The organism is Arcobacter caeni, assembly GCF_003063245.1.
Lineage (GTDB): Bacteria > Campylobacterota > Campylobacteria > Campylobacterales > Arcobacteraceae > Aliarcobacter > Aliarcobacter caeni.
In genome coordinates this window covers 47129-66116 of the sequence record NZ_MUXE01000014.1, presented here as the reverse complement: position 1 = coordinate 66116, position 18988 = coordinate 47129, and the positions used below count along the sequence as shown (strand labels likewise).

24 protein-coding genes are annotated in these 18988 nt (G+C 26.8%); 17 read left to right on the top strand and 7 right to left on the bottom strand.

Going from position 1 to position 18988, the window contains the following annotated elements:
- Nucleotides 1-244: 244 nt before the first annotated feature.
- The gene (locus B0174_RS09675) at nucleotides 245-802 is read right to left on the bottom strand and encodes a nucleotidyl transferase AbiEii/AbiGii toxin family protein (RefSeq protein WP_228156446.1); all 558 of its coding nucleotides are present in this window, start codon (nucleotides 800-802) and stop codon (nucleotides 245-247) included.
- Between the two features lie 145 nt (nucleotides 803-947).
- The gene (locus B0174_RS09670) at nucleotides 948-1595 is read right to left on the bottom strand and encodes a type IV toxin-antitoxin system AbiEi family antitoxin domain-containing protein (RefSeq protein WP_108560132.1); all 648 of its coding nucleotides are present in this window, start codon (nucleotides 1593-1595) and stop codon (nucleotides 948-950) included.
- A 204-nt stretch (nucleotides 1596-1799) separates the two neighbouring features.
- Between B0174_RS09670 and B0174_RS09665 the strand changes: the two genes are divergently transcribed.
- The 7 genes from B0174_RS09665 to B0174_RS09635 are packed head-to-tail and all read left to right on the top strand — an operon-like array spanning nucleotide 1800 to nucleotide 6091.
- Nucleotides 1800-2558, top strand: a complete 759-nt coding sequence (locus B0174_RS09665; protein ID WP_108560130.1) for a TerB family tellurite resistance protein — start codon at nucleotides 1800-1802, stop codon at nucleotides 2556-2558.
- Nucleotides 2558-2788 carry a (2Fe-2S)-binding protein gene (locus tag B0174_RS09660; protein WP_108560128.1) on the top strand — a complete coding sequence of 77 codons (231 nt, stop codon included), beginning with the start codon at nucleotides 2558-2560 and terminating at the stop codon, nucleotides 2786-2788. The genes B0174_RS09665 and B0174_RS09660 overlap by 1 nt, the downstream gene beginning before the upstream one ends.
- A 2-nt stretch (nucleotides 2789-2790) precedes the next feature.
- Complete coding sequence (locus B0174_RS09655) at nucleotides 2791-3003, top strand: hypothetical protein (RefSeq protein WP_108560126.1); 213 nt, start codon at nucleotides 2791-2793, stop codon at nucleotides 3001-3003.
- A gap of 21 nt (nucleotides 3004-3024) precedes the next feature.
- Complete coding sequence (locus tag B0174_RS09650; protein ID WP_108560124.1) at nucleotides 3025-3786, top strand: NAD+ synthase; 762 nt, start codon at nucleotides 3025-3027, stop codon at nucleotides 3784-3786.
- Between the two features lie 3 nt (nucleotides 3787-3789).
- Nucleotides 3790-4929 carry a DegT/DnrJ/EryC1/StrS family aminotransferase gene (locus B0174_RS09645; protein WP_108560122.1) on the top strand — a complete coding sequence of 380 codons (1140 nt, stop codon included), beginning with the start codon at nucleotides 3790-3792 and terminating at the stop codon, nucleotides 4927-4929.
- A gap of 6 nt (nucleotides 4930-4935) precedes the next feature.
- Nucleotides 4936-5898, top strand: a complete 963-nt coding sequence (locus tag B0174_RS09640; RefSeq protein WP_108560120.1) for a tetraacyldisaccharide 4'-kinase — start codon at nucleotides 4936-4938, stop codon at nucleotides 5896-5898.
- Entirely contained in the window at nucleotides 5891-6091 is a 201-nt protein-coding gene (locus tag B0174_RS09635) for a PLDc N-terminal domain-containing protein (RefSeq protein ID WP_108560118.1), read from the top strand. The genes B0174_RS09640 and B0174_RS09635 overlap by 8 nt, the downstream gene beginning before the upstream one ends.
- A gap of 17 nt (nucleotides 6092-6108) precedes the next feature.
- On the opposite strand, the gene hemN is transcribed toward B0174_RS09635, so the two are convergent.
- Both hemN and argF read right to left on the bottom strand, forming a co-directional pair.
- Nucleotides 6109-7476 (bottom strand): oxygen-independent coproporphyrinogen III oxidase, encoded by a 1368-nt coding sequence (gene hemN / locus B0174_RS09630; RefSeq protein WP_108560116.1) that lies wholly within the window; start codon nucleotides 7474-7476, stop codon nucleotides 6109-6111.
- Nucleotides 7476-8405 carry an ornithine carbamoyltransferase gene (argF, locus tag B0174_RS09625; protein ID WP_108560114.1) on the bottom strand — a complete coding sequence of 310 codons (930 nt, stop codon included), beginning with the start codon at nucleotides 8403-8405 and terminating at the stop codon, nucleotides 7476-7478. The genes hemN and argF overlap by 1 nt, the downstream gene beginning before the upstream one ends.
- Before the next feature lie 224 nt (nucleotides 8406-8629).
- On the opposite strand from argF, the gene B0174_RS09620 reads away from it, so the two are divergent.
- Genes B0174_RS09620 through B0174_RS09610 form a run of 3 tightly spaced genes read left to right on the top strand, consistent with a single transcriptional unit; the run spans nucleotide 8630 to nucleotide 11544 of the window.
- The gene (locus tag B0174_RS09620; RefSeq protein WP_108560112.1) at nucleotides 8630-10747 is read left to right on the top strand and encodes a ribonucleoside triphosphate reductase; all 2118 of its coding nucleotides are present in this window, start codon (nucleotides 8630-8632) and stop codon (nucleotides 10745-10747) included.
- Nucleotides 10725-10889 carry an anaerobic ribonucleoside-triphosphate reductase gene (gene nrdD, locus B0174_RS12415; protein ID WP_108560142.1) on the top strand — a complete coding sequence of 55 codons (165 nt, stop codon included), beginning with the start codon at nucleotides 10725-10727 and terminating at the stop codon, nucleotides 10887-10889. The genes B0174_RS09620 and nrdD overlap by 23 nt, the downstream gene beginning before the upstream one ends.
- Nucleotides 10867-11544 carry an anaerobic ribonucleoside-triphosphate reductase activating protein gene (locus B0174_RS09610; protein WP_108560110.1) on the top strand — a complete coding sequence of 226 codons (678 nt, stop codon included), beginning with the start codon at nucleotides 10867-10869 and terminating at the stop codon, nucleotides 11542-11544. The genes nrdD and B0174_RS09610 overlap by 23 nt, the downstream gene beginning before the upstream one ends.
- Here B0174_RS09610 and B0174_RS09605 read toward each other — a convergent pair.
- Genes B0174_RS09605 through hemB form a run of 3 tightly spaced genes read right to left on the bottom strand, consistent with a single transcriptional unit; the run spans nucleotide 11521 to nucleotide 14408 of the window.
- Complete coding sequence (locus B0174_RS09605; RefSeq protein ID WP_108560109.1) at nucleotides 11521-12201, bottom strand: response regulator transcription factor; 681 nt, start codon at nucleotides 12199-12201, stop codon at nucleotides 11521-11523. The two genes, B0174_RS09610 and B0174_RS09605, sit on opposite strands and share 24 nt — an antisense overlap.
- A gap of 15 nt (nucleotides 12202-12216) precedes the next feature.
- On the bottom strand, nucleotides 12217-13428 hold the full coding sequence (locus tag B0174_RS09600; protein ID WP_108560107.1) for a PAS domain-containing sensor histidine kinase: 1212 nt from the start codon (nucleotides 13426-13428) through the stop codon (nucleotides 12217-12219).
- Between the two features lie 2 nt (nucleotides 13429-13430).
- Nucleotides 13431-14408, bottom strand: a complete 978-nt coding sequence (gene hemB, locus B0174_RS09595) for a porphobilinogen synthase (protein ID WP_108560105.1) — start codon at nucleotides 14406-14408, stop codon at nucleotides 13431-13433.
- Nucleotides 14409-14467: 59 nt separating this feature from the next.
- Between hemB and ribA the strand changes: the two genes are divergently transcribed.
- The 7 genes from ribA (at nucleotide 14468) to B0174_RS09560 (ending at nucleotide 18974) form a co-directional block, all read left to right on the top strand.
- Nucleotides 14468-15043 carry a GTP cyclohydrolase II gene (ribA, locus tag B0174_RS09590; RefSeq protein WP_108560103.1) on the top strand — a complete coding sequence of 192 codons (576 nt, stop codon included), beginning with the start codon at nucleotides 14468-14470 and terminating at the stop codon, nucleotides 15041-15043.
- The gene (rsmG, locus tag B0174_RS09585) at nucleotides 15043-15627 is read left to right on the top strand and encodes a 16S rRNA (guanine(527)-N(7))-methyltransferase RsmG (protein ID WP_108560101.1); all 585 of its coding nucleotides are present in this window, start codon (nucleotides 15043-15045) and stop codon (nucleotides 15625-15627) included. Before ribA ends, rsmG begins: the two co-directional genes overlap by 1 nt.
- The gene (locus B0174_RS09580; protein ID WP_108560099.1) at nucleotides 15627-15845 is read left to right on the top strand and encodes a PP0621 family protein; all 219 of its coding nucleotides are present in this window, start codon (nucleotides 15627-15629) and stop codon (nucleotides 15843-15845) included. Before rsmG ends, B0174_RS09580 begins: the two co-directional genes overlap by 1 nt.
- Before the next feature lie 8 nt (nucleotides 15846-15853).
- Complete coding sequence (locus tag B0174_RS09575; protein ID WP_108560097.1) at nucleotides 15854-16225, top strand: hypothetical protein; 372 nt, start codon at nucleotides 15854-15856, stop codon at nucleotides 16223-16225.
- 2 nt (nucleotides 16226-16227) lie between these two features.
- A complete protein-coding gene (locus tag B0174_RS09570) occupies nucleotides 16228-16572 on the top strand; it encodes a hypothetical protein (RefSeq protein WP_108560095.1) in 345 nt (114 codons plus the stop codon).
- 196 nt (nucleotides 16573-16768) lie between these two features.
- Complete coding sequence (glyS, locus tag B0174_RS09565) at nucleotides 16769-18790, top strand: glycine--tRNA ligase subunit beta (RefSeq protein ID WP_108560093.1); 2022 nt, start codon at nucleotides 16769-16771, stop codon at nucleotides 18788-18790.
- Nucleotides 18762-18974 carry a hypothetical protein gene (locus B0174_RS09560; protein WP_108560090.1) on the top strand — a complete coding sequence of 71 codons (213 nt, stop codon included), beginning with the start codon at nucleotides 18762-18764 and terminating at the stop codon, nucleotides 18972-18974. The genes glyS and B0174_RS09560 overlap by 29 nt, the downstream gene beginning before the upstream one ends.
- The last annotated feature ends 14 nt before the right edge of the window (nucleotides 18975-18988 follow it).

The window sequence follows — 18988 nt, the reverse complement described above, 5'->3', positions numbered from 1 at the left end:
AGTTTGTATAACTTCTTTGAGTATATTTTTAAACTCATTTGTTATCTCATCTAGAGAAGTTAATTCTCCAGATTTTAATTGTCTTATTAGCTCTTCGTGGTTTATTAAACTCATGTAAATCCTTTACAATTATTTACTTGATTATATATCAAATAAATCTATTTTTTTAGGTTTACACAGTTATTTTTACACTCTCTAATTTCGAAATCTAATTCCAAGAAAAATTCTCCTTTTTCTTGGAAGTTTAAATACTTAATTTCTCAAAAACAATTCTGTCGCATAATAGCTTAAAATACTCATTTGACCAAAATTCAAAACCACTTTTATCTTTAATAAATGGGCTAACTTCTTTAACTGCTCCAGCAACATCTAGTTTATCGATTCTTTTGTACATTAATTCTTTAAAAACTTTTTCATCAAGATTTACATTTTTATCTAAATCGCCACTTTCGTACATTCTTTCTTGAAGATGATTTAAATTTAAAGGAGTATTTCTTTTTACATACCACTCGTAATCATACCAATCACGACCTTTTACTCTTGTTTTCCATTTTCTACATAAAACTGCATGCATTTTTCCTGCATATAAATTTGGAAGAGTCATTGTAATAATATTAAATATTTTAGGTAGAAGTAATGTTTTTGATTCTGTTTGAAACTTCAAAGGAGGATTAGTATCAACTTCAAATTTTATTTTTAATTTTTTACCACTATGTACTCCACCTAAAATACTCTCTAAATTATTAGCTTGAATATTTAATGTATGTATCGATGTATCATTTTTTAAAAATGCTGAAGCTATATTATTTCCAAACTCTTTTTTAACTTTTTTTTCTATTTCAATTATAATGCCTAATGCTTCAAACTCATCAACAATAGAATTAAAATATTGATTAAATCAGCTTCATTTGTTATTTCATAATTTGATAACATCTGTTCTATTATATTCATACCATATCCTTGATTATTTCCATTAAAAGCTTTATTTTTTTTGACTTACTTATTTCATAATATTTTATAAATATATTCATATCACAATTTTCGAGTTCATCCATATCTATTCTTAAATCATCTTGTAAAAATTCAATCATTGATTTCTTTGATGTGATTTGTATGTTTTTTGTATAATAAACTTTATCACATAGTGCTTTTTCTTTCGTAGCAATTATAAAGTTACCATTTTTTGTTGATTCTATTTTTAATCCAATTTGATATAACTCTTTTGAAATCTCTTTAAAGCTAAAAAACCCAACATCTGTATTAAAAGATTTTGATCTTTTAGTTGTAGCTGATGTTACATCAAATACACTTTCAGGGATTAATCCATGAAAATAAAGTGCATAATCAAATGAAATATATGATGGACTAAGAAGAGTATTTGCAATAATCTCTTTTGAGATATTTGTACTTACAAAAGGTGATTTATGCAAATATAAACCTCTTTTTAAAGTTTGTAGTAAACCTTCTTTTTTTAGTTTATTAATTTTATCATTTATTCCTGTATATCCATTATTGATTAATATAGATGATATAGTAGCATGATCGATAATATGAGTTTGATATTGTTGTAGATTCTTTTCTATAGCTATATTCATATTTTTCCTTTAAACCAAATAATTGTTTTAATAGCAATTATCTATGTAATTATAGTATTTTATTTTGATATATTATTTAAGCATAAGTGATTAATATTAGTTTACAATTTTATATCACTTCTATAAAAGTTCTTACACTAGATTAAATCAAAAATTTGCTAAAATCCAACAAAATCTAAAAGATAAGTAGTAAAAAGGTTAAATATGGAATTAATAGTTCTAGCAGTTGTTATAATAATTTTATTTTTTATTGGGAAAAATTATAAAACGGAAGATTTTGTAAATATAAATTTAAAAACAAAAGATAGATATGATGGCGATTTATTACATCATGAAGCTGGGCTTTTAGTGGCACTTATGGCAAAAGTTTCAAAAGCTGATGGGCAAGTTTGTGAGCTTGAAGCGGAAGTTTTAAAACACACTTTTTTTGATATTTCAAGTCATTTTCAAAATGCAGAAGAAATAAGAGCAAAACTAAAAATTTTATATGAAAATGAAAAAAATAGTTTTGATAATTTAATTGATATTTGCGATAAATTATACAATTTAACAAAAAATGATTATTCAAAACGAGTTAAAATCATGGAGTATTTATTAAATTTAGCATTTATTGATAAAGATTTTTCAAATGCTGAAAGAATGATAACAGAAGATATTTCAAATGCCTTAAAAATTAAAATCGAAGATTTTAATAATTTGATTAATACTTTTGAGACTTTTTATGCCCAACAAGCTTCAAATAAAGCAATAACTTTAGAAAAAGCTTATGAAATTTTAGAATCAAAATCAAGTGATGATATGGCTACTTTAAAGAAAAATTATAGAACTTTGGTTAAAAAACATCATCCAGATATTATTTCAGGGCAGGGTGCGGCTCAAAATATTATAGATGAAGCAACAAAAAAACTTCAAGAGATAAATGAAGCCTATGAGATTATAAAAAAAGCTAAAGGAGAAAATTAATGTCTAGAAAATTTCCCCACTCTTTTGAAGTTTGTACTTGCAAACATGTAACTTTGGGTGAAATAGTTTATGCTATTAAAGAAAAAAATGCGAAAACATTGGAAGATATAGGCAACTTTACAGATGCTGGAACTTGTTGTAAATCTTGTAAAAATCCTCAAAGTGACATAGGTGTAGAAAAATTAGAGCTATATCTTGAAGAAATACTAAATAAATTTAATAAAGAATAAAAATGAAACAACAAATAATAGAAAATATAAAAAGACTTATAAAAATAAATCCAGAAGAAACTATAGAAATAAATCCAAATTATTTGGAATATTTTGATGAAGAAGAGCTTTTGGATATTCAAAAACAATTAGAGTTTAAAAAAGAGAATATTTCTAAAATAAGCAATACTTATTTAGATGAAATTTATCAGAAAACAAAAAAAGATGAGATATAATTACTTAATAAAGGATTAAAAGTGATAGAGTGGAAAAAAGTTAAGGAAGATTTAATCTCTTTTCTAAAAACTGAAGTTACAAAAACAGGTCTAAAAAAAGTTACCGTTGGTCTTTCAGGTGGTTTGGATTCGGCTGTTGTTGCGATTTTATGCAAAGAAGCTTTTGGAGATAACTTAAATTGTATTTTAATGCCATCTCAGTTTTCTTCAAAAAGCTCAATAGAACACGCTCTTGAAGTTTGTGAAAAGTTTGATATTAAATATGAAATTATCTCAATAGAACCAATGGTTAGTGGTTTTATAAAAAATATGGATGAAGACAGACTTAGAATTGGAAATTTTTCTGCCAGAATGAGAATGTCAGTTTTATATGATGTATCTTCAAGAGAAAAATCTTTAGTTGTTGGAACTTCAAATAAAAGTGAAATTCTTTTAGGTTATGGAACTATTTTTGGAGATATTGCTTGTGCTATTAATCCAATAGGTGAAATTTATAAAAGTGATGAATTTGAATTTGCAAGACTTTTAGGTGTTCCTGAATCTATTTTAAATAAAGCTCCAAGTGCTGATTTATGGGAAGGTCAAAGTGATGAAGAAGAACTTGGTTACTCATATAAACATATGGATGAAGTTTTAAAAGAAATGGTTGATAAAAATAAATCAAAAGAAGAGTTAATAAAATTAGGTTTTGAAAAAGATTTAATTGAAAAATTAGAATATAGAATAAAAACAAATGCTTTTAAAGGTAAATTACCAACAATAGCAAAAATAAGGTGGAATTAATAAATGGCTAAAAATATTGCAATATACAAAGCATCGATAGATAATGAAGAATTAAATCAAATTCGGTCAGTTTTAGAATCAAAAAATGATTTATCAAAAGTAATAGAATTTGAAGAGAGTATAAAAAAATTTATTGGTGCAAAATATGCAATTGCAGCAGCAACTTCAACAGCTGCCATTCATTTGGCTTTAAGTGCAATAAAACTTAAAAGAGGTGACAAGATTTTGATGTCTGTAAACTCTTTTGTGAATTTGCCAGAAGTTGTAAGACATTTTGATGCAGAACCCATTTTTATTGATATAAATATGGAAGATATGAATATTGATGTTAATAAATTTGAAGAAGCACTGGCTTCTAATGATTCAAAAAAATTAAGAGGTGCAATTATCACTTTTGTAGCCGGTCAATCTCCTGATTTGGATAGAATTTATGATATTGCTAAAAAGTATGGAATCATTTTGATTGAAGATTGTCGTTCATCTTTGGGAGCAATTTATAAAGGTAAAAAAGTAGGAAATTTAAGAGCTGATATGACAATCTTTTCTACAAATCCATCAAATTCAAAATATGCAATTAGCCGTTCAGGAATAATCGTAACAAACAATGAAGATATTGCAGCACGAGCAAAACTTCTCCGAACTCACGCACTTACAACAACTTATGATAGTTATGGAAATTTAGATTATGTTTATGATGTTGTTGATATTGGGCATAAATATGATTTATCAGAGCTTGATGCTGCTTATGCTTTGGCTCAACTAAATAAAACAGAAAAATTCATAAAAAGAAGAAAAGAAATAGCAAAACTTTATGAAAGAAGATTATCAGATGTAAAACATATCACAGTTTTAGATCATAATGATGAACATATTTTTACGCAGTTTATAATCAAAATCTCAAGAAATAGAGATGCTTTTGCAAGAGCTTTAAAAGAGCGAGGTGTTTCAACAGGACTTAACTATATTCCTTTACATCTTTTGTCTTATTATAAAACAAAATATTCTATTAAAATCACTGCGTTCTCAAATGCACTAAATAACTATCAACAAATTCTTTCACTTCCAATGTATGCAGGTCTTAGTGATGAAGAGGTAAATTATGTTTGTGATCAAGTAATTAGTGTTGCATCAGAGTGGATATAAAATAATTTGAAACAAAAACTACATTTATGGATTGAAGATTATCTCTTCTTTCCAAATACTCTTCAAAAAATAATCTCATTTTTACTTCTTCCTTTAACTTTTATTTATATGTTAATTATTCTTACAAAAAGAGCAATGGCAAAACCAATAGAGTTTGGAATACCAATTATTTCAGTTGGAAATATAATTGTTGGTGGAAGTGGAAAAACTCCAGTTACAATAAAACTAGCTTCAAAATATGAAAATGCTTGTGTAATTCTTCGAGGTTATGGAAGAGCTTCAAAAGGTTTATATGTTGTTTCTTTAAATGGTAAAATTTTAGAAGATGTAAAAACTTCTGGCGATGAAGCGATGCTTTTAGCAAATTCTTTACCAAAAGCTACAATAATTGTGTGTGAAAATAGAATAAAAGCTATTTTAAAAGCAAAAGAACTTGGATGTAAAATCATATTTTTAGATGATGGTTTTTCAAAATATCAAATATCAAAATTTAATATTCTACTTCGACCAAAAGATGAACCAACAAATATTTTTTGTTTGCCAAGTGGTGGATATAGAGAACCCAAAGGTTTTTATGCCCAAGCAAATATTGAACTTTTGGAAGGTATGGATTTTAAAAGAGTTATTAGTATAAAAAAAGATGCAAATATTTGTGACCTTCCAGTTAAAACTCTATTAATTACAGCTATTTCTAAACCAAAAAGATTGTTGGAATATTTGCCAAAAGATATAAAAATGATTTCATTTCCTGATCATTATACCTTTACAAAAGATGATATTTTAAAAATTCAAAATGAATATAAAAATTATGCTTTTGTTACAACAGGAAAAGATTTTGTGAAATTAAAAGAGTTTGATATGACAAATTTATATTTAATGGATTTAGATATAAAAATCGATGAGAAAGTAGATTTTTCTTTAATGGAAGAATATATAGAAAGTTTTAAAAAAGGAGTTGAAAATGATTAGTATTCTTATGCCATTTTTTATGATGATATTTGTTGTTTTTATTTTTATTTTATATATTTATATTTTAATAGATATTTTAAAACATGAATTTACGGGTTATAATAAAATAATCTGGATACTTGTTCTTGTTTTTTTTCCGGTTTTAGGAGCAATTTTATATTTACTTTTGGGAAGGTCTCAAAGAATAAAGTAGCAAAAAGCTACTTTATTTTAGATAGTTTTAGAAAATCTTCTTTTATCTTCTGGAATTTTATTTAAATATGCATCAAAAGGCATACAAATATTTCTAATAAGCATAGTTCCAGTTTGAGAGACTTTTATTCTTTCATCACTAATTTCTATTAGTTCAGCATCTTCAAACTCTTTTAGAGCTTCTAATGCATCTTTAAAGTACTCTTTGAAATCTATTTTGAACTCATTTTCAACTCTTTTTATATTTAAAGCAAAATTACTCATTAATTCCATAATTACATATTGTCTTAATTGGTCATCATCTGAAAGTCTATAACCTTTAAATATTGGTAAATCACCATTATCAATTGCATTTTCCCAAGGCTCTAAATCTTTGAAATTTTGTGCATAATAATCAACACCATTTCCAATAGATGTAAGTCCAATTCCTATTAAATCAGCTCCACCTTTTGTGGTGTATCCTTGGAAATTTCTATGTAATTCACCTTTTTCAATGGCTTTGAATAATTCATCTTCTGGTTTTGCAAAGTGATCCATTCCAACCATTTTATAGCCATTTGAAGTGAAAAAATCAATAGTATCTTTTAACATTTCTAGTTTTGTTTCTGGTTTTGGAAAAGTTGATTCATCAAATTTCCTCATAGTTTTCATAAGCCAAGGAACATGAGCATAATTAAAAACTGCAAATCTATCCGTATTTAAAGTAAGCATTTTTTCCAAAGTTCTTTTGAAACTCTCTTTTGTTTGATGTGGTAAACCATAAATCAAATCTGTATTAACAGAGTGAATTCCAGCATCTCTTGCTATTTTGATTACATTTTGAGTTAATTCAAAAGGTTGAATTCTATGAATTGTTTTTTGAACTTCTTCATCTAAATCTTGAACTCCAAAACTTAGACGATTACAACCGCCTTTTTTAAGCACTTGCATATGTTCAACTGTAAAATATCTAGGATCAACTTCACATGAAACTTCAGCATCAAATGCAAAATTTGGGAAAACTTCTTTTACAGAATTTATAACTTCATCTAATTGTTCAGGAGAAAAAAATGTCGGAGTTCCACCACCAAAATGCATTTGAGTTACAGTTCTATTTGTATTTAAATGATTTTTTAAGATATTTAACTCTTTTTTTAGATACTCAATATATCTTACTTTTTTATCTTCTTTTGAAGTAAAAATAGTATTACATCCACAGAAATAACAAGCACTTCTACAAAAAGGCATATGAATATAAAGTGAAATTGCTCTATCGTCACTTTGATTTTTATAATACTGTTTTAAATCATCTTGAGTAAACTCTTCACTAAATTCAGGAGCTGTTGGATATGAAGTATATCTAGGTCCTGGTCTCGAATATTTTTCGAATTTTTTAAAATCTATCATTATTTTTCATCTCTTTTTCTATCTAACCAAACCATTACACCTTTTTGGGCATGTAGTCTGTTTTCTGCTTCTTCAAAAATTAAACTTTGAGAACTTTCCATAACTTCTTCACTAACTTCATAACCTCTATATGCTGGTAAACAATGTAAGAAAATAGCTTTTTTATGGGCTAATTTCATCATTTCTGAATCAACAATATATCCAGTAAAATCTTTTATTCTTTTCTCTTTTTCAGATTCTTGTCCCATAGAAACCCAAGTATCTGTTGTTACAACAGTTGCATCTTTAACTGCAATTTTAGGGTCATTTGTAATTGTGATTTTTGCACCACTTAATTTTGCCATTTCTAAAGCTTTTTCTAAAATACAAGAATCAACTTCATAACCTTTTGGCGTAGCAATTCTTAATTCAAAACCAAGTTTTGCAGCTAAATTAAGCCATGAATGAGTCATATTATTTCCATCACCAATATAAGCCACAACTAAATCTTTTTCAAGACCAGCTTCTTGAATAGTCATATAATCAGCCATTAACTGAACAGGATGATATTCATTTGTTAAACCATTTATTACAGGAACTTTTGAATATTTTGCAAATTCTTCAATTTTACTTTGTTCAAAAGTTCTAATCATTACCATATCAACCATTCTAGATATTACTCTTGCAGTGTCACTCATTGGCTCACCACGACCTAGTTGTATATCATTTGAAGAAAGAAATAAACCAATTCCACCTAACTGATAAATACCTGTTTCAAAAGATACTCTTGTTCTTGTAGAACTTTTCTCAAAAATCATTCCTAATGTTTTTTTAGGCATATAATCTTTGAAGTCTCTTCTTTTGGTTTCATCTTTGATTTGTTTAGCTAATGTTAAAATTTCTAAAATCTCTTCTTTAGAATAATCAGCTAATGTTAAGAAATGTCTCATTTTATTCCCTCTGTAATTAATAAAAACGGACATTCTATTTAATTTAACTTTAGAACTACTTAAAACTTAGATTTTTAAATATTTATAATCTATAAAGTTTTTAAATAATTTTGATTTATATTTCTTAGGAATGCCTATTTTATGACACTTTAGTGACAAAAAAACTCATTGTTTATTAAGAAATTCTCGCCTACAATTACGAAATCTTTAAAAAGGAAATATTAATGATTGAGAGCATATTAAAAAGAGATGGCACAAAACAAATTTTTGAATCATTTAAAATAGAAGACGCTATAAAGAAAGCATTTAAAAGTGTAAATATTCAATATGATATTTCTATATTTTTTAATGTTTTATTTGAAATAAAACAAAAAAGATTAGTTGCAGTTGAAGATATACAAGATATTATTGAAAAAGAGTTATTTAAAGCTAGATATTTTGATGTTATGAAATCTTTTATTTTATATAGACATTTGCATAAAATGCAAAGAGAACAAATACTTCAAATTGAATCAGATACTACATATATAAATTCAACTCAAACGATTCAAGAGTATATAAATGGAAATGATTGGAGAATTAAAGCAAACTCAAACACAGGATATTCTCACGCAGGACTTATAAATAATAGTGCAGGAAAAGTAATTGCAAATTATTGGCTTGATAAAGTTTATTCAAAAGAAGAGGGGTATGCCCATAGAAATGCTGATTATCATATCCATGATTTGGATTGTTTAAGTGGTTATTGTGCTGGTTGGAGTTTGAGAGTTTTACTTGATGAGGGATTTAATGGAGTTCGTGGACGAGTTGAAAGCACTGCTCCTGCTCATTTTAGAGAAGCATTAGGTCAAATGGCAAATTTCTTGGGAATATTACAAAGTGAATGGGCTGGAGCTCAAGCTTTTAGTAGTTTTGATACATATTTAGCACCTTATGTTTTCAAAGATAATTTATCTTATAGTGAAATAAAGAAAGCTGTTAGGTCATTTATTTATAACTTAAATGTTCCAGCACGATGGGGACAAAGTCCTTTTACGAATATTACTATTGATTGGACGGTTCCTGCTGATTTAAAAGACCAAATTCCAACAAAAAATCAAAAACATTTATTTAAAGATTTTCAAAATGATGAATTATTGGAAAAAATTAAAGAAAAAGGTTATAAATCTTTTGAAGAACTAACATATAAAGATTTTCAAAAAGAGATGAATCAAATAAATAAAGCCTATTATGAAATCATGACTCAAGGTGATAAAACAGGGCAGCCCTTTACTTTTCCAATTCCAACAGTTAATATCACTGAAGATTTTGATTGGTATGGTGAAAATACTGATGTTTTATTTGAAAATACAGCAAAAATAGGAAGTTCATATTTCCAAAATTTTATTGGTAGTCAATATGAAAAAGATGAAAATGGAAATCTTGTTCCAAATGAAAAAGCATATAAACCAGGTCATGTAAGATCTATGTGTTGCAGACTTCAACTTGATTTAAGAGAGCTTTTAAAACGAGGTGGAGGTCTTTTTGGAAGTGCTGAAATGACTGGAAGTATTGGAGTTGTTACAATAAATATGGCAAGACTTGGATACTTATACAAAAATGATTCAAAAGGATTCTTTTCAAGACTTGAAGAATTAATGGAACTTGCAAAATCAACACTAGAAAAGAAAAGAGTTTTCGTACAAGATATGTATGAAAGGGGACTTTATCCTTATACAAAAAGATACTTACCAAACTTTAATAACCATTTTTCAACTATTGGTGTAAATGGTATGAATGAGATGGTTAAAAATTATTTTCAAGAAGATATTGATCTTTCTTCTACAATTGGAAATGATTTTTGTATTGAAATTTTAGATTTTATGAGAAAAAAGATGATTAAATTTCAAGAAGAAACAGGAAATTTATATAATCTTGAAGCAACACCTGCTGAGGGAACTACATATAGATTTGCAAAAGAAGATAAGAAAAGATACAAAGAGATAATTCAAGCTGGAACAGAAAAGAATATATATTATACAAATTCTTCACAACTTCCAGTTGATTATACAGATGACCCATTTGAAGCCTTATCTTTGCAAGATGAATTACAATGTAAATATACAGGTGGAACAGTATTACACTTATACATGAATGAGAAAATATCTTCAACAGATGCTTGTAGAAAATTTGTAAAAAATACGATAACAAACTTTAAATTGCCTTATATTACTGTAACGCCACTATTTTCAGTTTGTGATATTCATGGGTACTTACCAGGTGAACATGAATATTGTCCAAAATGTGATGATGAAATCTTAAAAAAGGAGTTAAAAAATGATGAAAAGTCAAGAATTGCTTGAAAAGCATAGTGAAAAAAGAACAAAGTGTATGGTTTATACTAGGGTTATGGGTTACCATAGACCAGTTGAGAGCTTTAATTTAGGTAAAAAAGGTGAACACAATCAAAGAATTAAATTTATTGAATCAAAAGATTGTATATAACATTACAAAATTTACAACAACTGACTATGTAGGACATTTGTCTTGCATAGTTTGGTTTGTATCTTGTAACTTTAAATGTTTGTATTGCTATAATGATATTATAGTTTATACAAAAAAAGGTAATTATACTCAAAATGATGTTCTTGAATTTTTAAAAACAAGAAAAGGACTTCTCGATGCTGTTGTATTATCAGGTGGAGAAGCCACTATTCATAATCTAATTCCCTTATGCATAGAAATAAAAAAATTAGGTTTTAAAATAAAACTTGATACAAATGCAACAAATTTACCACAAATAAAAAAACTCATAGATTTAAACTTATTGGATTATATTGCCATTGATTTTAAGGCACCTAGTTATAAATTTAAAGAAATTGTTGGTGTTGATATGTATGATAATACTATTAAGACTATACAATACTTAATAAAAATAGATTTTAGTTTTGAATTACGAACTACAATAAATAAATCTTTACTTGATGAAAATGATATTAATGAGATGATAAAAACTATTAGTAGTTTAGATTATAAAAATACATATTATTTACAAAATTTTTTAGAAACTTCATCAAATATTGGAAATATTTCCAAATCTTCTGATATTGATAAAAGTAAAATAGATTGCCAAAATTTAACTATCCAATACCGAAATTAAATATCCTTGCCCTGATATATTTTCTATAATATCTTTTGATGTTTTTATTCTCAATCTTTTTATAAAAGTTCTTAATCTTTCGTCATTTACTTCTTCATTCCAAAGATTTTCTTTTATATATTCAGAATCAACAATTTTATTTTTAAGTTTTATTAGTAAATGAATAAATTCTTTTTCTCTTTTTGTTAGGGTTATTAATACAGCATTTTTATATAAAGACATTGAGTTATTATCAAATATAAAATCTTCTTTTAGCTGCACTTGTCTTTTTTTATTTAAAGTGGGAGCTATTTTATTTATGTGAGCTATTACTTCTTCTGGATCAAATGGTTTTATAAAATATTTACTTATTCCTATATCAATGGCTTTTAAAAGCTTTTCTTTGTCAGAATGGGCGCTTAAAACTATAATTGGTATATTCTCATCTAATTTCTTTATTTTGATTGTCATATCTAATCCATCGCATAATGGCATCATAATATCTGTTATTATAATATCTGGTTTAAAGCTTTTAAATTTTTTTAAACCCTCATTTCCATCTTTTGCAATAATAACAGAAAAGAAATATTCAGAAATAGCATCTCTTAGAAGTTGAGCTAATCTTTTTTCATCTTCAACAATTAAGATTTTTAGTGTTTTTAGTAATTCGTAGTTCATTTTCTTTCCTATATTTTATAAAACTAATTTTATGGTAAACATTGAACCATTTTTTATGTTTTTATGACTTAATTCTCCATCTAAACTTTTTTCAATAATCATCTTAGACATAAAAAGTCCAAGTCCTGTTCCTTGGGATTTGTGTTTTGTAGTGAAGTAGGGTTCAAATATTTTATCGGCATTTTCTTTACTTATTCCACCTGCATTATCACTTATTTCAAGTAAAGAGTATTTTTTATCTGGAAATTGCTCTTCTTTTAGGGTTATTGTAATTTTTTTATTTTTAATATCATTTATTCTAAACGCATCTTTTGAGTTTTGAATAAGATTTATAATAACTTGAGAAAGTTCATTTGATACTCCTAAAACCTTATATTTTATTGGAACATCTATTTTTATATTTATATTTTCCATTTCTATTACTTTTTTCAAAATAACTAAAGCTTCATTTACGGCTTCTTTTATTTCAAAACTTTTTTTTTCTTTTTGTGGATTAAAAAAGTTTGAAAAATCTTCTATGGTTGAAGACATATTTGAAATAAGAAGCTTACTTTCTTTATATAGTTCATCCACTCTTTTTTCATCATTTTTACTACAAGCTCTTTTCATATTAAAAAGCGTTAGATTAAGCTCTGTTAATGGTTGTCTCCATTGATGAGCGATATTTCCAAGCATTTGTCCTAAACTTGCCATTCTTGATTGCCAAAAAAGCATTTTTTGTTTTTCTTCATTTTTTTTAATCTCAAGGGCAACTTTTTGCTCCAAAGTTTTATTTAGCTCTTTTAATTGTTTTGTTTGTTCTATTACTTTTTGTTCAAGTGTTAGATTTAACTGCTCAAGTTCTTTGTCTTTTAGCTCTAAATGTTGTTTTAATTCAACTTCAGCAGTTACATCATATCTTATTGCAATAAACTCTATAATATTTGATTTGTTATCTAATATAGGCGTAATCGTAGTATTTAAATAAACTGTTCTTCCATCTTTTGTAAGATTTTTTACAGTTGCTTTATATGATTTTTTATTTAATACAGTTTCCCAAAGATTTTTAAAATTTGAAGTAGGAACATCTGGATGTCTTACGATATTATGGTTTTGACCAATAAGTTCATCATAAGAATATCCAGATATTTTACAAAACTCATCATTTACAAAAGTAATAATTCCATTAATATCTGTTTTTGATACTATGTTTGAATTTTCTATTGCTTCTTGATAAGTATTATTCATTTTTAGTTTTGTTTTCTTAAAAGTTCACAAACTTCTTTTGCATGATATGAAATGATTATATTAGCCCCAGCTCTTTTAAAAGCAATCATAGTTTCCATCATAACTCTTTCATAATCAATTAATCCAGCAAGACCTGCGTGTTTTAACATCGCATACTCTCCACTTACATTATAAACACACAATGGCAGATTTGAAGCATTTCTTATATCTCTTACAATATCTAAAAATGCAAGGGCAGGTTTAACCATAAGTATATCCGCACCTTCTTTTTCATCTTCTAGGGATTCTTCAATGGCTTCAAGTCTATTTGCTGGATTCATTTGATATGTTCTTCTATCTCCAAATGATGGAGTTGATTCAGCTACATCTCTAAATGGTCCATAATATCCACTTGCAAACTTAGTTGAATATGCCATAATTGGCAGATTTCTAAATCCATTTTCATCTAATGCATTTCTTAGAGTTGTAATAATGCCATCCATCATTCCAGATGGTGCAATCATATCAGCACCAGCTCTTGCATGAACCAATGCTTGAGTAGCTGAAATTTCTAATGTTTTATCATTATCAACACTTCCAGTTTTTGGATCTAGTATTCCACAATGTCCATGGTCTGTGTATTCACAAAAACATAAATCAGTTACGATAAACATTTGTGGAAATTTTGCTTTTATAGCTCTGATTGTTCTTGAAATGATACTTTCATCGCATAAACATTCACTTCCAACAGAATCTTTTACATCTGGTATTGCAAATAAAATAATTGATTTTAAATTTATACTTACCAAATATTCACACTCTTTTAATATTTCATCAATACTCATTTGAAAAACACCAGGCATTGAAGAAACCTCTGCTTTTATTCCTTTTCCTTCTTTTACAAATAACGGATATATGAAATCATCAGCACTTAGCGTAGTTTCTTGAACTAAATTTCTTAAAGTTTCATTTATTCTTAGTCTTCTAAATCGTTTAAACATTCTATTTACCTCTTTTGGTTATAATCCTTAGATTTTAACAGTTTAAGGTTTAAATACAAATGAATATAATTCAATCAAATATAGCAAACTTACCTACAAAATATGGAAAATTTAAAATAAAAGCTTACAAAGACGCAAATCAAGAGCATTTAGCAATAATGAGTCAAGATTTTGAAACTCTTGATGCCCCTTTCGTAAGAATACACTCAGAGTGCCTAACAGGCGATACACTTGGAAGTTTAAAGTGTGATTGTCAAAATCAATTAGATTTATCACTAAAGTTTATAGCACAAGAGGGTGGTTTAGTAATTTACCATAGACAAGAAGGTAGAAACATCGGTTTAGTAAATAAAGTAAATGCCTATGCCCTTCAAGACCAAGGTAGAAATACAATTCAAGCAAACTTAGAATTAGGTTTTGGAGAAGATGATAGGGATTACAGTATAGTTGGACATATTTTTAATGATTTAGGAGTTAAAAAACTAAAATTAATTACAAATAACCCTAAAAAAATAGAATATGTTGAATCTTTAGGAATAGAAATAATAGAAAGAATTCCTGCAATCACAAAGTCAAATAAGTATAACGAGGGCTATTTATTCACTAAAAAAGAACAAATGGGACATATGCTTTAATGGTTTTAAAACAATTATTAGAAGAAAATAATCTTTTTTTTGATGATAGATTTTATGAAGATTGTGAAATCTTCATAAAACTACTTCAACAATGGGGCAAAGTTCATAATCTTAGTGGAAGACTCTCTCGAAGTGATATAGAAGAAAATATTTTGGATTCTATATATCCCTTAAAGTTTATTAATAGTTATACAAGTTTTGCAGATATTGGGACAGGTGCAGGTTATCCAGGATTAATTTTAGCAATGGCTTTAAGAGATGTGAAATCTTACTTAATAGAGCCTAGAATCAAAAGAGTTTCATTTTTAAATTTTGTGAAAGCCAGTTTAAAATTAGATAATTTAACAGTTATTTGTAGTAGGGTAGAAGAGGTTAAAGATTTACAAGTAAACTTAATTACTTCAAGAGCAGTTACAAATACTTCTTTGCTTTTAGATATTACAAAAAATATTAAAAAAGAAGATACTTCATATCTATTTTATAAAGGTTCTATGCTTGAAACGGAGATTGAAATAGCAAAAATAAATGATTATAAAATAGTAAATAGAAAAGATAGAAATTATCTTTATATAAAAGGTAAATAATGGTTTTAAAAATACTCGCAGTAGTAATCGTAGCTTTTTTAGCTTATATTGTTTTTTTTAAGAAAAATAGAGAAAAAGATATTATTGCTAAAAAAAATGAACAAATTGAAGATGAAATGGTAGAGTGTCCAACTTGTAAAACTTATGTTTCTCAAAAAGAAGCAATCGTTAGCAATGGAAAATTTTATTGCTCAAAAGAGTGTTTATTAAATAAATAGGAATTAAAATGATAATTATTGGTGATAAACTGGTACCTTTTGAAGAAATAATATATATAAAAAATCTAGAAAATATAAGAAATACTAAAGCAAATTCAACAATTATATTTGATTATGATGAGAAAACTTTGGAATATTCTTTTAAAAATAATCTTTCATCAGCCGTTATTGTAAGTTCTATAAAAGAAGCAATTTATTGTAATAGTTTAAATGTAAAATATATAATTTCAGAAAAAAATCTAGCTATTCAAATACAAAAAATTGCTGATAATTATATGTTTGATTCAAAAAATCTTGTAATTATCGATTCAAATCAAGAGTTTGAACAAATAGCAAAAGATGAAATAGACGGTGTAATTTATAGGGAGTTAATTAAATAAAGATGATAAAAAAAATTATACTTTTTCTTAGTTTTTGTCTTTATTCATATGCTTGTAGTGGTGATTGTATGTCTTGTCATCCAGTTTTAAAAGAGTCAATAAAAGAAAAACACCATCAAGTTTTGACAACTTGCATCGCATGTCATACCAAAACTCCAGCAACCATGACAGAGTGTGGTGGAGATTGTTTTGCTTGTCACTCCCAAAATAAATTAATTGAATCAAATAGAATAGAACATCAAAATCTTGCATCTTGTAAAGAATGCCATATAAATAAAGAAGATTTGTTTAAAACACCTTCTTTAAACAGTGGTTCAAGTTTGATGGATTTACTAAAAAATAAGTGATAGTTGGCTAGAATATTAGCCTTTTAATAGATAAAATTTAGGATAAATGTGAAAGATATATTAGACACAATAATACTTATTATGTTCGTTATTATGGTTGCAATGTTCATCATCAACTTTAACAGACAACAAATAAAAAAACATACAGACAAAATCGAAGAAAATGAAAACAAGAACTCTAACAAGGATAAAATAGATGAATAAACCATTATTAATTGAGATTGGTGTAGAAGAATTACCAGCGATTCCATTTTTAAATGAATTACCAAATATTGAAAAAAAGTGGAGTGATATATTAGAAAAAAATAGATTACTTTGTGAATTTGATTTCTTTTATACACCAAGAAGATTAGTATTATGGCATCGAGAATTTCAAGTAACTCAAGAAGATTCTATTGTTGAACAATTTGGAGCGCCTGTTAAAATAGCTTTCAAAGATGGAATTGCAACGGGTGCTGCTATTAGTTTTGCTAGTAAATGTGGTGTTGATGTTAGTGAACTTGAAAAAGTTGATTTAGGAAAAGGTGAAGTTCTTTATTTTAAACAAAATGTAAAAGGAAATGAATCAAAAAATTTATTAAATGAAATGATAAATGAATTTGTTCATTCTTTAAATTTCGGAAAATCTATGCGATGGGCTGAGAGAACAGATAGTTTTATTCGACCAATTAGAAGTTTATCTATTATTTTAGGTGAAGAAATTGTTGATGCTGAACTTTTTGGAGTTAAATCATCTAACTTCTCATTTGCTCATAGAATGGTTTCTTATGAACCATTTTCTTACTCTTTTGCAGGAGATTATTTCTGTAAACTTGATAAAAGTGGAGTTATTTTATATCCAGATGAAAGAAGAGAAAAAATTCTTTCACAAATGAAAAGTATAGAACAAAGACACAATATTAAAATTGAAATTGATACTGAACTTTTAGAAGAGGTTGTGGCGATTACTGAGTATCCAACAGCTTTAATTGGAAAATTTGATGTTGAATTTTTAGAATTACCAGAAGAAGTAATCGTAACATCAATGAAAGAAAATCAAAGATATTTTGCAGTTTATAAAGATGGAAATTTAACAAATAATTTCATCGTTGTTTCAAATGCAAAAACTGATGATTTTGGATATATAATCGCTGGAAATGAAAAAGTTTTAAGACCAAGATTAGCTGATGCGATGTTTTTTTACAAAAATGATATTAAAAACGGTTTATCAAATGAAAGACTTAAAAAATTAGTATTTGTTGAGGGTCTGGGTTCAATGTACAAAAAATGCGAAAGAGAGGCAAAAATTGCTTCTTATTTAGCAGATATTTTTGTACTTAAAGAAAAAGAGAAAGAACTTTTACAAAAAGCTGTAATGCTTTCAAAAGCAGATTTAATGTCAGAAATGGTTTATGAATTTACAGAACTGCAAGGACTTATGGGTTATTACTATGCAAAAATTGCAGGAGAAGATGAACTGGTTTACACAGCTTTAAAAGAGCAATATTTACCAGATGGTGAAGATTCAGAACTTCCATCAAATGTATTTTCTTCAATCGTTGCATTGGCTAATAAATTAGATAGTTTAATGGGATTATTTAGTGTTGGTAAAATTCCAACAGGTTCAAAAGACCCATTTGCACTAAGACGAGCAGCAGCTGGAATCGTCAAAATTGCAATGGAACATAAATTATCATTGGATTTATCTAAAATAATTGATGAATTATCAGTAAACTACAAAAACTTAGACAAAAAAGCTTTAGTTGAATTCTTTAATGAAAGATTATTTAAAATTTTTGAAGTAAATCCAACAGTATTAAAAGCCGTACTTGCAAGTAGTGAAACAGATGTTTATAAAATATCTCAAAAAATATGTGCCTTAAACCCCATAGTTCAAAGTGATAATTTCAAAGAATATGTTACTACTTTTAAAAGAGTTGCAAATATTATAAAAGATGTTGATGTAAATAAAAAACTTGCAATAGATGAAGATTTATTTGAAAATGATGAAGAAAAAGAGTTATATACAAAATACAATGAAGTAAGTTTCAAATCATATGAAACTTATGATGAAGAATTAGAAGCATTATTTGCACTAAAACCACAACTTGATGGCTTTTTTGATAATGTATTTGTAAATCATGAAAATGAAAAAATCAAAACAAATAGAAAAAATTTAATTGGATTAGTTTATCAAGGATTTAGAAAGATTGCTGATATTAAAGAGATTACGATTTAATCTAACTACAATTAACTATAATTATTCTCAAAGCCCTATTTATAGGTGCTTTGAAACTTCATTTGATTTGTTTACAGATATTATAATTTATAAAAAACTACAAAAATCCCTACTTTATATAAATGATGAAATTATTGAATATGTAATATCTGTTTTAGAAGGTGAAAGTTTAATTAATATATAAAACTACATACTTTA